General features: G+C 62.4%; 14 protein-coding genes. 5 read left to right on the top strand and 9 right to left on the bottom strand.

The window, feature by feature from the left end:
* Nucleotides 1-15 precede the first annotated feature (15 nt).
* A complete protein-coding gene (locus tag HBR93_RS04505; RefSeq protein WP_057437457.1) occupies nt 16-780 on the top strand; it encodes an SDR family oxidoreductase in 765 nt (254 codons plus the stop codon).
* Nucleotides 781-952: 172 nt separating this feature from the next.
* Nucleotides 953-1,858 (top strand): cation diffusion facilitator family transporter, encoded by a 906-nt coding sequence (locus tag HBR93_RS04500; RefSeq protein ID WP_057437459.1) that lies wholly within the window; start codon nt 953-955, stop codon nt 1,856-1,858.
* A gap of 120 nt (nt 1,859-1,978) precedes the next feature.
* On the opposite strand, the gene HBR93_RS04495 is transcribed toward HBR93_RS04500, so the two are convergent.
* From HBR93_RS04495 to ureE, 5 genes are all read right to left on the bottom strand, one after another.
* Complete coding sequence (locus HBR93_RS04495; protein ID WP_169959878.1) at nt 1,979-3,100, bottom strand: AGE family epimerase/isomerase; 1,122 nt, start codon at nt 3,098-3,100, stop codon at nt 1,979-1,981.
* 174 nt (nt 3,101-3,274) lie between these two features.
* Entirely contained in the window at nt 3,275-3,847 is a 573-nt protein-coding gene (locus HBR93_RS04490) for a HupE/UreJ family protein (RefSeq protein WP_057437463.1), read from the bottom strand.
* A gap of 21 nt (nt 3,848-3,868) precedes the next feature.
* Nucleotides 3,869-4,483 (bottom strand): urease accessory protein UreG, encoded by a 615-nt coding sequence (gene ureG / locus HBR93_RS04485; protein WP_003217431.1) that lies wholly within the window; start codon nt 4,481-4,483, stop codon nt 3,869-3,871.
* A 9-nt stretch (nt 4,484-4,492) separates the two neighbouring features.
* Nucleotides 4,493-5,167: an urease accessory protein UreF gene (locus tag HBR93_RS04480; protein ID WP_057437465.1), complete on the bottom strand. Its 675-nt coding sequence runs from the start codon at nt 5,165-5,167 to the stop codon at nt 4,493-4,495.
* Nucleotides 5,164-5,664: an urease accessory protein UreE gene (ureE, locus tag HBR93_RS04475; protein ID WP_057437471.1), complete on the bottom strand. Its 501-nt coding sequence runs from the start codon at nt 5,662-5,664 to the stop codon at nt 5,164-5,166. The genes HBR93_RS04480 and ureE overlap by 4 nt, the downstream gene beginning before the upstream one ends.
* A 342-nt stretch (nt 5,665-6,006) precedes the next feature.
* Between ureE and HBR93_RS04470 the strand changes: the two genes are divergently transcribed.
* On the top strand, nt 6,007-6,525 hold the full coding sequence (locus tag HBR93_RS04470; protein WP_057437473.1) for a C40 family peptidase: 519 nt from the start codon (nt 6,007-6,009) through the stop codon (nt 6,523-6,525).
* Between the two features lie 5 nt (nt 6,526-6,530).
* On the opposite strand, the gene HBR93_RS04465 is transcribed toward HBR93_RS04470, so the two are convergent.
* Together HBR93_RS04465 and HBR93_RS04460 are read right to left on the bottom strand one after the other, a co-directional pair.
* Entirely contained in the window at nt 6,531-7,163 is a 633-nt protein-coding gene (locus tag HBR93_RS04465) for a TetR family transcriptional regulator (protein WP_057958175.1), read from the bottom strand.
* A gap of 152 nt (nt 7,164-7,315) precedes the next feature.
* Complete coding sequence (locus tag HBR93_RS04460) at nt 7,316-7,735, bottom strand: hypothetical protein (protein WP_169959877.1); 420 nt, start codon at nt 7,733-7,735, stop codon at nt 7,316-7,318.
* A 367-nt stretch (nt 7,736-8,102) separates the two neighbouring features.
* Between HBR93_RS04460 and HBR93_RS04455 the strand changes: the two genes are divergently transcribed.
* Nucleotides 8,103-10,172, top strand: coding sequence for an AsmA family protein (locus tag HBR93_RS04455; RefSeq protein ID WP_169959876.1), 2,070 nt, complete (start codon nt 8,103-8,105; stop codon nt 10,170-10,172).
* Between the two features lie 136 nt (nt 10,173-10,308).
* On the opposite strand, the gene HBR93_RS04450 is transcribed toward HBR93_RS04455, so the two are convergent.
* Nucleotides 10,309-10,839 (bottom strand): ferritin-like domain-containing protein, encoded by a 531-nt coding sequence (locus HBR93_RS04450; protein WP_029297770.1) that lies wholly within the window; start codon nt 10,837-10,839, stop codon nt 10,309-10,311.
* A gap of 175 nt (nt 10,840-11,014) precedes the next feature.
* Between HBR93_RS04450 and HBR93_RS04445 the strand changes: the two genes are divergently transcribed.
* Nucleotides 11,015-11,905: a triacylglycerol lipase gene (locus tag HBR93_RS04445; protein WP_057437484.1), complete on the top strand. Its 891-nt coding sequence runs from the start codon at nt 11,015-11,017 to the stop codon at nt 11,903-11,905.
* Here HBR93_RS04445 and HBR93_RS04440 read toward each other — a convergent pair.
* Nucleotides 11,902-12,774, bottom strand: coding sequence for a DMT family transporter (locus tag HBR93_RS04440; RefSeq protein ID WP_115127276.1), 873 nt, complete (start codon nt 12,772-12,774; stop codon nt 11,902-11,904). The two genes, HBR93_RS04445 and HBR93_RS04440, sit on opposite strands and share 4 nt — an antisense overlap.
* Nucleotides 12,775-12,799: the final 25 nt, after the last annotated feature.

The following is a 12,799-nucleotide window of genomic DNA, read 5'->3' as shown; positions in this document are numbered from 1 at the left end:
CGCAAGGAGAACACCATGTCCAACACGCTGTTTATTACTGGCGCAACTTCAGGTTTCGGCGAAGCCTGTGCCCGTCGCTTTGCCGAGGCTGGCTGGAAACTGGTGCTCACCGGCCGGCGTGCCGAGCGCTTGAATGCCCTGGTCGAAGAGCTTTCCAAGCAGACCGAGGTGCATGGCCTGGTGGTGGACGTGCGTGATCGCAAGGGCATGGAAGAGGCAATTGCCAACCTGCCGCCATCGTTCAGCAAACTGCGTGGGCTGATCAACAATGCCGGCCTGGCCGTGGGCACCGACCCGGCGCCCAAGTGCAGCCTCGACGATTGGGAAACCATGGTCGACACCAACATCAAGGGCCTGCTGACCACCACCAGCCTGCTGCTGCCGCGCCTGATCGCCCATGGTCGTGGCGCCGGGATCATCAACCTGGGCTCCATCGCCGGTAACTACCCGTACCCGGGCAGCCACGTGTATGGCGGCTCCAAGGCGTTCGTCAAACAGTTCTCCCTGAACCTGCGCTGCGACCTGCAAGGCACCGGCGTACGCGTGACCAACATCGAGCCGGGCCTGTGCGAGAGCGAGTTCTCCCTGGTGCGCTTCGGCGGTGACCAGGCGCGTTACGACGCCACCTATGCGGGCGCCGAGCCGATCCAGCCGCAAGATATTGCTGACACCATCTTCTGGGTGATGAACACCCCGGCGCATGTGAACATCAACCGCCTGGAGCTGATGCCGGTCAGCCAGACCTGGGCTGGGTTTGCGATTGAGCGTGGGGCTAAATAAGGCTTAGCACCGCGCCGCCTGCAGCGCGGCTCCCTCTTCTGAAATGCAATCAAATGGGGGAGCCGGGGTTGCCGGCGAAGGCGGCAAATCGGCCAAAAGGCGACATAAGGTACACTCCACTCCTGAAAACCCCACCGCAACCAGCGGTTTAAAGGTTTTGACAGGAGGATATGTGAGTAACCGAGGTGAGCAGGCACTGCTCAAACAATCGACCATCCTGATGTTCGCCGTGGCGATCGCCGGGATTGTCACGGGTGTGATATCAGGCGCCCAATCCATTTTATTCGATGGCTTTTTCTCGTTGATCGCGACCTTTATCAAGGTGCTGATGCTGATCACGGCCAAGCTGATCGCCAAGAAAAGCAATGACCGCTTCCAGTTCGGCTACTGGCACCTGGAACCCATGGTATTGCTGATCGAGGGCAGTTTCCTGCTGTTGATCGCCATCTACGCGTTTCTCAACGGGGTGTTCGGCATTATCAATGGCGGGCGCGAGATCGAGTTGGGGCTGGTGATCATCTACGCCGCGGTGTTTACCGTGGTCGAGTTCGCCTACTTCTTCTATGTGCGCCACCGCAACCGCAAGCTGCAGTCGTCGCTGATCCAGTTCGACAACATCAGTTGGTTGGTGGACGCGATGCTCTCCGTGGGCCTGCTGGTGAGCTTCCTGGCCGCGTTGTTGCTCAAGTCCCAGGGCTACGGCGAGTGGGCGGTGTATGTCGACCCCTTGATCCTGATCCTGCTGGCCCTGAGCATGCTGGCGCCGGCCTTGAAGATCCTGCGTCCGGCCTTGCGTGACGTGCTGGGGATTGCCCCGGACCAGTTGGACGACAAGGTGCGCGAAGTGATGGATGCGGCCCAGGCCCGGCATGGTTTCGAGGACTACGTGTCCTACGTGCAGAAACACGGGCGGGCGCGGTTTATCGAGATCCATGTGGTGTTGCCGGCCGATTACCCGGTGGATAAGGTCGCGACGCTCGACGGGCTACGTGAAGAGATATCCACAGGGCTGGGCGCGCCGGACAAGGCGCGGTGGCTGACGATCAGTTTTACTGGGGATCGCAAGTGGATTGCGTGATCGGCGGTTAGACCGAGGTGAGGCTCTCGCAGGCAAGCCAGCTCCCACATTCGACTGCGTTCCAACGATGGAACCCGTTCAAGTGTGGGAGCTGGCTTGCCTGCGATGGGGCCGGGAAAATCAGCCGAGAAACTCGCTCAACCCCTGATAGCAGGTAGCCAAATGGTAAGGCGTAGTCGACGGCATATCCCGCCGGCTCACCTCACCCTTGGCATCCAGACACTCATTCCAGCCCCTGGCATGCAGGAAGTGCTGCTGCAACGCCAGCAACTGGCGCTCCAGCACCGCCGCGCTGCCCGGGCGCAAGGTCAGTGCCCGCAGGTACTCGGCCTGGGCCCAGATGCGCTGGGTGGCGTCACGCACGCTGCCGTCCAGCGCCAACATGCCGCTGACGGCGCCAGTGAGGTTATCCACACCGGTTTGCTCGGCATAGGCAAATGCCCGGCTCAGCGAGGCATGCAGCGCAGTGCCGCGCAGCAGGGGCGAGGACTCCAGTAGGAAGAACCATTCAAACTGATGCCCCGGCTCGAACCAGTTATCCACAGCGCCCAGGGGTTTTTCCATCATCACGCCATGCTGGTGCTCGATAAAGCGCTGTTGCATGGCCGTCGCCAGTGCCAGCAGGGCCTGTTGCACCGCCGCGTCTTCACGCACCGCGAGGGTGGCGAGGAAGCCTTCGGCCAGGTGCATCAGCGGGTTCTGCAGCGGCCCGGACTTGAGGGACGACCAGTTACGCTCCAGGACCGCCTCATACAGGCCGTCGCCCGTGGCAAAGCGCTCGGCGACTACTTCCAGGGCGGCATTGAGCACCGACTCCACCAACGGCTCGCGGACCTTGGCCCAGTAATGGGCGCAGGCGAAGATGATAAACGCGTGGGTGTAGAGGTCTTTGCGCTGGTCCAGCGGATTGCCGTGGGGGTCGATGCTGTAGAACCAGCCGCCGTGCTCGGCGTCATGGAAGTGCCGTTGCAGCGAGCGAAACAACGCCGCAGCGCGCTCTTGCGCAAACGCTTTGCCTGGCTCGCCGATCAGGCTGGCAAACACATACAACTGCCGGGCACAGGCCATGGCGCGGTAGCGTTGTGGGGGCAAGGGGCGGTGGTCGGCGTCCAGCGCCTCATAGGGCAACGCCAGCTCGGCATTCCAGCCCGGACCCTGCCAGAGCGGCACGATCAGGTCGTTGAAGTGCGTGAGCACGGCGTTCAATTGAGGCTTGTGGGCGGAGCTTGGAGCGATGGGCATCGGCTGGCGTCGTCACGGCAGGGGTGTTTGCCGCGCATGGTAGCAGGCTTGAGAACAGTGGTGTCTGTGCGAGCGCTATCGCGGGCAAGCCCGCTCCCCATTTTTGAGTTGTGAACCCCTTCAAATGTGGGAGCTGGCTTGCCTGCGATGGGGCCCTTACAGGCGCCGCAAGGCTCAGCCCGCCAGCAACCAGACCCCGGTCGCCGCCGAAGCCGCGCCCGCCAGCCGCACCAGCGGCGCCGCCGCAGCCGGCAAGAAGCGCACCAGCGCATACCCGGCCGCGTGCAGCACCGCCGTCGCCCCGACAAACCCGGCTGCATACGCCCAGGGGCTGGTCATGTCCGGCAGCTCCAGGCCATGGGCCACGCCATGGAACAGGGCAAACACCGCTGTTGCGGCCACGGCCAGCGCCACCGGCGGGCGAATCGCCAAGGCCACCGCCAGGCCCAGGGCCAGTACCGACGCGGCAATCCCGCTTTCCAGGGCCGGCAAGGCCAACCCTTCAAACCCCAGCACGCCGCCGAGCAGCATGGTGCCGACAAACGTACACGGTAGCGCCCAACGCGCCGCCCCTTGTTGCTGCGCCGCCCATAGGCCGACGGCCAGCATCGCCAGCAGATGGTCCAGCCCGCCGAGGGGATGGCTGATGCCGGCCACCAGGCCATTGTCGCCGTGGCCCGGATGGGCAAAGGCCAGGGCTGGGACCAGTAGCAGGGTGGCGGCGGCAAACAGTTTGTTGAGGCTCATAAACAGCTCCTTGGTAAGGGATCAGGCTGCGGTCAGCAGGCCCTGGCGTTCGATAAAGGCGACGATTTCTTCCAGGCCGACGCCGGTTTTCTGGTTGCTGAAGACAAACGGCTTGCCGCCGCGCATGCGCTGGGTGTCGCTGTTCATCAGTTCCAGCGAGGCGCCGACCAGCGGCGCCAGGTCGATCTTGTTGATCACCAACAGGTCCGACTTGCAGATCCCCGGCCCGCCCTTGCGTGGCAGCTTGTCGCCGGCCGACACATCAATCACGTAGATGGTCAGGTCCGACAGCTCGGGGCTGAAGGTGGCCGACAGGTTGTCGCCGCCCGACTCCACCAGGATCAGGTCCAGGCCTGGGAAGCGCCGGTTCAGTTGATCCACGGCTTCGAGGTTGATCGACGCGTCTTCGCGAATCGCCGTGTGCGGGCAGCCGCCGGTTTCTACGCCGATGATGCGCTCGGGTGCCAGGGCCTGGTTGCGCACCAGGAAGTCGGCGTCTTCGCGGGTATAGATGTCGTTGGTGACCACCGCCAGGTTGTAGCGATCACGCAGGGCCAGGCACAGCGCCAGGGTCAGGGCGGTCTTGCCGGAGCCAACGGGGCCGCCGATACCGACGCGCAGAGGTTGTGTGTTCATGGGTTTCTCCTAGGAACGGAACAGGCGGCTGTACTGGCGCTCGTGGGCCATGCATGCCAGGGACAGGCCGAACGCGGCGCTGCCAACGTGGTGGGGATCGCACTGGCGGGCGTCCTGCTGGGCTTGTTGCAGCAACGGCAGCAGCTCGCTGGTCAGGCGTTGGGCGGCCTGCTGGCCCAGGGGCAGGGTCTTCATCAGCACCGCCAACTGGTTTTCCAGCCAGCTCCACAGCCAGGCGGCCAGGGCATCCTCGGGGCTGATCGCCCAGGCGCGCGCGGCAAGTGCCCAGCCCAGGGCCAGGTGGGGTTCGGGGGTGGCGTCGAGAAAGCGGCGCGCTGCGTCATCCAGTTCCGGCAGACCGTTGAGCAGTTGTTGCAGGGAGTAGCCCATTTGCCGGCTCTCCTGGAACAGTTCGCGGGTTTCGCGGCTGGCACGATGCTCTTCGCAGAGCTGGCGCAGGCGCGCCCAGTCCTGGTCGGCGGCGGCCTGGCAATGGGCAAGCAACAGCGGCGCTTCGAAGCGTGCGAGGTTGAGTAGCAGTTGGTCGCTGATCCAGCGTCGGGCGCTGTCGGCATCGCTGACACGGGCATTGTCCACGGCCATTTCCAGGCCCTGGGAATAGCTGTAGCCGCCAATCGGCAATTGCGGACTGGCCAGACGCAACAGCGCCCAGGCCGGGTTCACAGGCGCACGCCGAACTGATGCAGTTTGGGCGGGTAGTTGAAGTCTTCGTCACCGTGGCGTGAGTGATGATGACCGCCACCGTAGGCGCCGTGCTCGGGCTGGAACGGTGCTTCGAGGGTTTCGGCATGGGCCCCCAATTGCTCGAGCATGGCCTTGAGCACGTAGTCATCAAGCAGGCGCAGCCAGCCGTCACCCACTTGCAGGGCCACATGGCGGTTGCCCAAGTGATAGGCCGCGCGGGTCAGCTCGAACGCGCTGCTGCAGGTCACGTGCAGCAGTTGTTCAGGGCGCGCGCAGACACGTACGACACGTCCGTCTTCAGCTTGTAGGAATTCCCCATCATGCAGCGGCGGCTGACCGCGCTCCAGAAACAGGCCGACGTCTTCTCCCTCGGCACTGAAACAGCGCAGGCGGCTTTTGCTGCGGGCTTCGAAGTTCAGCAGCAACTCTGCGGCCCAGGTGGGTTGGGGGGCGATTCGGCGGTGGATCACCAGCATCAGGAAGCTTCCAGCTATGAGCGATAAACAGGCTAGAGCAAGGGGCTTGCCAACCCTGCTGGACGTAGGAAAACGCCGTAGGTCTGGGGCGTTGCGCCACTAAACGGGGCGAGGGGGTGGTGAGGGAGTGATTCATTGTGGTGCGTCATGGGCTGCGTAAGCACCCGAATTGGGCGGTTTTGGCGGGGCCCGCCAGGTGTTTTGCAGGGCGTTTCCTTCAGCTACTTGTCCCAGGGTTGATTTGGGATTGCTCCTACGCGCATAGGGGATTCCTCGCTCATATTTCTACGCGTCGTTTCACTAGGATTTCGCCCCCGTGTTTAATCCATTGCGACGTTCCTCATGTTTAAGTCATTTTTATGTGTAGTCATGGTCGGTCTGTTTGGCATCACCTCATCGGCTTCGGCCAACTTCAATAAGCGCACCACCTCCCTGGCCCCTTTCAGTTCATCGTTGCAGGCCGTGCCGCAACCCACCATCGAGAGTGTGGTCGACCGCGCCCATGAGTTGCTGGGCACCGCGTACACGTGGGGCGGCAGCTCCCAGGAGCAGGGGTTCGATTGCAGCGGGTTGCTGGTCTATCTGTTCAAGACCGAGGCCAATATTGTCATCCCGCGCACCACGGCGGCGATGCACCGGTCAACGGCGGCGACGATCAAGCGTGATGCGCTGCAGCCCGGCGATGCGGTGTTTTTCAAGGCCAATGGCAGCAGCCAGGTCGGCCATGTCGGCCTTTATGTGGGTGAGGGCAAGTTCATTCATTCGCCGCGCAAGGGCAAGAGCATCCGCATCGACTCCCTGGCCAACAACTACTGGAAGAAGAACTACACCACCGCCAAGCGTTTTCACACGGTGCGTTGACCGCGCTACTCGGTGCTGCCCAGGCCTTGCCAGTGCTTGAGGCCGATAAAGATGAAGCGCAGTTGCTGGGTGATCTTGGCCTGGGGCGTGAGATGCGGCGGCAGGGCGGCGGCGGGCGGGTCGATGATGTCGGGCAGGGTGGCGAACACGCTCTTGACGATCAGGTCGGCCATCACATGCAAGCCGTCGGCATCCAGGTGCTGGAGCTTGGGCATCAGCGTCAGGTCGGCTGCCAGGTCCGAGGTGATGTCCTCGCGCAGCGCGCCGATGGCTTGGCGCACGGCCAGGCAACCGCCGTATTGCTCGCGGGCCAGGAACAGGAATTGCGAACGGTTGGCCGCTACCACATCGAGAAAGATCCGCACCGAGGCATCAATGATGCCGCCCATGACGAATTCGTTGTGGCGTACCAGGCGGATGGTGGCGCGGAAGGTCTGGCCGACCTCACTGACGAGCACCAGGCCCAGTTGGTCCATATCGGCAAAGTGACGGTAAAAACCGGTGGGCACGATGCCGGCGCTCTTTGCCACTTCACGCAGGCTCAGGCTACCAAACCCACGGCCACCCTCCATCAGATGGCGGGCTGCGTCCATCAAGGCAAGGCGGGTCTGTTGCTTCTGTTCGGCGCGGGGGAGCATTGGCAGCTGGGCTTTGTAGACAAGGACAGCGACGCACTCTAGCAAAACAACTTTACCGGCGTCGAACTTGAAACAGGGCAAAAGGGGGGTAGGTCCCACAAAGTCAAAGCCCGATCACTGGGGATCGGGCTTTTTTCAGGGCCGGCACAGGCTTAGCTCGTAGCTTTATGCATGTCATCCAGACGGTCGGAGCCGCCCTCGGCAACGAATTCGCGCTGTTGCAGGCGGTCCGAGCCACCTTCAACCAGACCTTTCTGTTCCAGGCGATCACGGCCGCCTTCGGCTACGAATTCACGTTTCTGCAGGCGCTCAGAACCGCCTTCAACCAGGCCTTTCTGTTCCAGGCGATCGCGACCGCCTTCGGCGACGGCGTTGCGCTCTTGCAGACGGTCGGAACCGCCTTCAACCAGACCTTTCTGTTCCAGGCGATCGCGGCCACCTTCGGCAACGGTCTGGCTGATGTGCGCGGCGTCAGCCTTGGCTTGTGGGATGGCTTGTTCTGTGGCTGGCAGGGCAAAAGCGCTGGTGGCCAGGACGGAGAGTGCAACACTGAGCAGTAATTGGCGTTTCATGAGAGTGGCTCCTTGGGAGGGCGATAAAGTGGGTACGGAGCCAATGCTACTCTCGATATCTCGATATAAAAGTTCATAAACGCAATGGTAATAATCAACAGAATTGATTGTTCTGCGCCGAGGCTCTAAATCGCGGCTCTCAAGCACGCGCTTTTGCACCGAGGTGGGTATTTTCGACACGGGCGTGGGTAACAACGGTGCGTCATTGATGAAATAAGCTGTCGGATTAGTCAGAAAAAACGCTTTTCACTGCTAATTGCCCTCTGCGGTTAAACCCCCAGGCCATTTGCCAGTCGTAGCCATATAAGCTTTAGCCCTTGCGCGCGTTGCCCGTGGCACGCGCAGTCGTAATCAGGAGCCCTGTGCAATGACGCGCACTCGTAAAATTCTCGCCTGGAGCAGTGCTTGCTTCGTCCTGCTGATCGCCGCAGTGGTACTGATCCTGGTGTTCTTCGATTGGAACCGGATCAAGCCGCAACTCAATGCCAAAGTCTCCGAAGAGCTGCATCGCGCCTTTGCCATCAATGGCAACCTGGCGGTGGTCTGGCAGCGCGAGGCGGACGAGGGCGGTTGGCGCGCCTGGGTGCCGTGGCCCCATGTGGTGGCCGAAGACCTGAGCCTGGGCAACCCCGAGTGGTCGAAAAAACCGCAGATGGTCACCCTCAAGCGCGTTGAACTGCGCATCTCGCCCTTGGCCTTGCTGGCCCAGCGCGTGGTGATCCCGCGCATCGACCTGACCGAACCGAGCGCCGAGTTGCAGCGCCTGGCCGATGGCCGCGCCAACTGGACCTTCACCTTTGATCCCAAGGATCCGAATGCCGAACCGTCCAACTGGGTGGTGGATATCGGTGCCATCGGTTTCGACAAGGGCCACGTGACCCTCGACGATCAGACCCTCAAAACCCGTCTCGATGTGCTGATCGAGCTCCTGGGCAAACCCATCGCATTCAGCGAAATCGTCGGCGAACGCGATGCCAAAAAGGCCCTGGAGCAGGGCGCGACACCCCAGGACTATGCCTTCGGCCTCAAGGTCAGCGGCCAGTACCACGGCCAGAAACTCGCGGGCAGCGGCAAGATCGGCGGGCTGCTGGCCCTGCAGGACGCTGCCAAGCCATTCCCCCTGCAAGCCCAGGCGAAAATCGGTGATACCAGCATTGCCCTAGCTGGCACCCTGACCGACCCACTGAACCTCGGCGCCCTGGACCTGCGCCTGAAACTGTCCGGCACCAGCCTGGGCAACCTTTACCCACTGACTGGCGTGACCCTGCCGGACTCGCCGGCCTATTCCACCGATGGGCGCCTGATCGCCAAGTTGCAGGAGGCCGGCGGTGCGTCGTTCCGCTATGAGAACTTCAACGGCAAGATCGGCAACAGCGACATCCACGGCGACCTGGCCTACGTCGCCAGCCAGCCACGGCCCAAGCTCAGCGGCGCGCTGGTGTCTAATCAACTGCTGCTGGCCGACCTCGCGCCGCTGATCGGTGCCGACTCCAATGCCAAGCAAAAAGCCCGTGGCGGTGAAAGCAAGCAACCGGCGACCAAGGTGTTGCCGGTGGAGGAATTTCGCACCGAGCGCTGGCGCGATATGGACGCGGATGTCGAGTTCACCGGCAAACGCATCGTCCACAGTGCCGAACTGCCCTTTACCGACCTCTACACGCACCTGGTGCTCAACGACGGCCACTTGAGCCTCGAACCCCTGCGTTTCGGTGTGGCGGGCGGCAAGCTGGATGCGCAGATTCGCCTCAATGGCCGCATCACCCCGCTGGAAGGCCGGGCGAAACTGACGGCGCGCAACTTCAAGCTCAAGCAACTGTTCCCCACCTTTGAACCGATGAAGACCAGCTTTGGCGAGCTCAATGGCGATGCCGATATCGCGGGGCGCGGCAACTCGGTGGCAGCGTTGCTGGGCAGTGCCAATGGCGATCTGAAAATGCTCATCAACGACGGAGCCATCAGCCGTGGCTTGATGGAAATCGCCGGGCTGAACGTGGGCAACTATGTGATCGGCAAACTGTTTGGCGACAAGGAAGTGAAGATCAACTGCGCGGCGGCAGATTTCGGCATCAAGACCGGCCTGGCCACCACCCGCCTGTTTGTGTTCGATACCGAGAACGCGATCATCTACATCGACGGCACCGCGAACATGGCCAGCGAACAGCTGGACCTGACGATCAGCCCAGAGTCCAAGGGCTTTCGCCTGTTCTCGCTGCGTTCGCCGTTGTACGTCAACGGGCCGTTTATCAAGCCCAATGCCGGGGTCAAGACGGTGCCACTGTTGTTGCGTGGCGCAGGCATGGTGGCGCTGGGTGTGATCGTCGCCCCTGCGGCGGGCTTGCTGGCGCTGGTGGCGCCGAGTGGGGATGAGCCGAACCAGTGCGTGCCGCTGTTGCAGCAGATGCGGGAAGGCAAGGCACCGAAAACGGTGAAAGGCTAACTGAAGAAACCGATAGCTCAATGTGGGAGCGGGCTTGCCCGCGATAGCGGTGGGTCAGTCGCTAAAATGCTGACTGATACACCGCTCTCGCGAGCAAGCCCGCTCCCACCGTCGTTAGCTGTGCTGGCTGGCAGCCTTACAGGTCTTTGAGAATGTCCGCCATATCGTCAGCGTGCTCTTCTTCCTGGGCCAGGATGTCTTCAAAGATGCGGCGGGTGGTCGGGTCTTTTTCGCCGATGTACTGGATGATCTCGCGATAGCTGTCCACCGCGATGCGCTCGGCCACCAGGTCTTCGTAGACCATTTCCTTCAAGGTCTTGCCGGCTACGTACTGCGCGTGGGAGTTCTTGGACAGCAGGTCCGGGTTGAACTCGGGTTCGCCGCCCAGTTGCACGATGCGCTCGGCCAGTTTGTCGGCATGTTCCAGTTCCTGGTTGGCGTGCTCCAGGAACTCATCGGCGGCGACGCTGGCTTTCAGGCCGCTGGCCATGAAGTAGTGGCGCTTGTAGCGCAGCACGCAGACCAGTTCGGTGGCCAGCGACTCATTGAGCAGACGCAGGATCTCTTCGCGGTCGGCGCTGTAGCCTTCGGTCACCGCGCCGTTTTCCACATTCTTGCGTGCCCGTTCGCGAAGGGTGCTTACGTCAGACAAATGCATGTCAGTCATTTCAATCTCCTGAGGCTAATCCGGTTTTGCGCCACACTCTCGGGGCGTGATCGCTCCAAGTTGTGAGTGCTGCGCGGCGCAAAAAGTTTTATCGGATGTTGCCGGGTGTCATATCGGTGGCGGCAGGGCTGGTCTAGGATCAGCCTAATCGCCTCTTTCAAGGACGTTTGCCCCTATGACGCAGACATTGGCTACACGTTATCCCCTGGTTTTGGTGCCAGGCATGCTCGGGTTTGTACGGTTGCTGCTGTACCCGTACTGGTACGGCATCATCCCGGCCTTGCGTGCCGGCGGGGCGCAGGTGTTTGCGGTGCAAGTGGCGCCGCTCAACTCCAGCGAGGTGCGCGGCGAGCAGTTGCTGGTGCAGATCGAGCAGATACGCCGCCAGACCGGCGCCGACAAGGTCAACCTGATCGGCCATAGCCAGGGCTCGCTCACCGCCCGTTACGCAGCGGCCAAACGCCCGGAATGGGTGGCTTCGGTGACGTCGGTGGCGGGACCCAATCACGGCTCGGAGTTGGCAGACTACCTGCACACCCACTACCCGGCCGACAGCGCCAAGGGCCGGATCATGAGTGCGCTGTTGCGCCTGGTGGGCGTGGTGATGGGGCTTCTGGAAACCGGCTATCGCGGCCCGCGTTTTGCGGCGGATATCCACGCCTCCCATCAGTCGCTGACCAGCGCGGGAGTGGCGCTGTTCAATCGCCAGTACCCTCAGGGCCTGCCAGATACCTGGGGCGGGCAGGGCGCCGAGGAAGTGGGCGGTGTGCGCTATTACTCCTGGTCCGGCACCCTGCAGCCGGGCAAGACCGATCGCGGGCGCAACCTGCTGGACGGCACCAACCGCAGTTGCCGGCTGTTTGCGCGGACCTTCGTCAAGGAGAAAGGCCAGTGCGACGGCATGGTCGGGCGCTACAGCTCACACCTGGGCACGGTGATCGGTGACGACTATGCGCTGGACCATTTCGATATCGTCAACCAGTCGCTGGGCCTGGTGGGCAAGGGTGCCGAGCCGATCCGCCTGTTTGTCGAGCATGCACAGCGGTTGAAGGCGGCCGGGCTTTAACGTCTTACGGGCGTCGTCCAGCGCTCCGACAAAATCACCCCACCCAGTGTCAGTACGCCGCCGACCAGGTGATACAGCGCCAGCTGTTCCTTGAGCACCACTGCGGCAATCAGCGCGGTGATCAACGGCAGCAGGTTAAAAAACAGCGTGGTCCGGCTCGGCCCCAACTGCTTGACCGAATGCATCCACGCCAGCGGCGCAATCATCGAGGCCAGCAGGCAGGCGTACACCACCAGGCCAATATTCGACGGGCCGAGGCCGACCTTGTCCGAGGCCAGGAACAGTGGAAACAGCACCACCACAGCCACCAGCACCTGCAAATACAGGAGCACCAGGGGCGGCAGGCGCAGCTGCCATTTTTTCAACAGGGTGCTGTAGATCGCGTAGGCCAGGGTGGCCACCAACATCATCGCGTCGCCCAGGTTCACCCCGTGTTGCAGCAGCGCGCCGAGGCTGCCGGCTGACACCACCACCGCCACCCCGGCAAACGACAGTACCGCCCCGGTCAGGGCGCCGAAGGTCAGGCGCTGGCCGAGGCTGATAATCGCCGCAGTCAGGGCCATCAATGGCATCAGCGAGAGGATGATCCCCATATTGGTGGCGCTGGTCAGGCTCGCGGCGTAGTACGCCAGGCTCTGGTAAACCGCCATGCCGAGCACGCCGAGCACAGCGATCTTGCCCAGGTTGGGGCGGATCGATGCCCAGTTGGCAATGACCGGCTTGAGCATGAACGGGGTGAACAGGATGGCCGCCAGCAGCCAGCGATAAAAACCGATCTCGGCCGGGAAAATCGAGCCCACGGCGAGTTTGTTGACCACGGTATTGCCAGCCCAGATAAAGATGGCCAGCAGCGGATAAGCGTATTGCATTGCAAGGAACCAGGAACGTTAGTGA

This window comes from Pseudomonas sp. WS 5411, assembly GCF_012985595.1.
Lineage (GTDB): Bacteria > Pseudomonadota > Gammaproteobacteria > Pseudomonadales > Pseudomonadaceae > Aquipseudomonas > Aquipseudomonas shahriarae.
The sequence above is the reverse complement of the archived record's forward strand: the minus strand, read 5'-3'. Positions and strand labels throughout refer to the sequence as shown.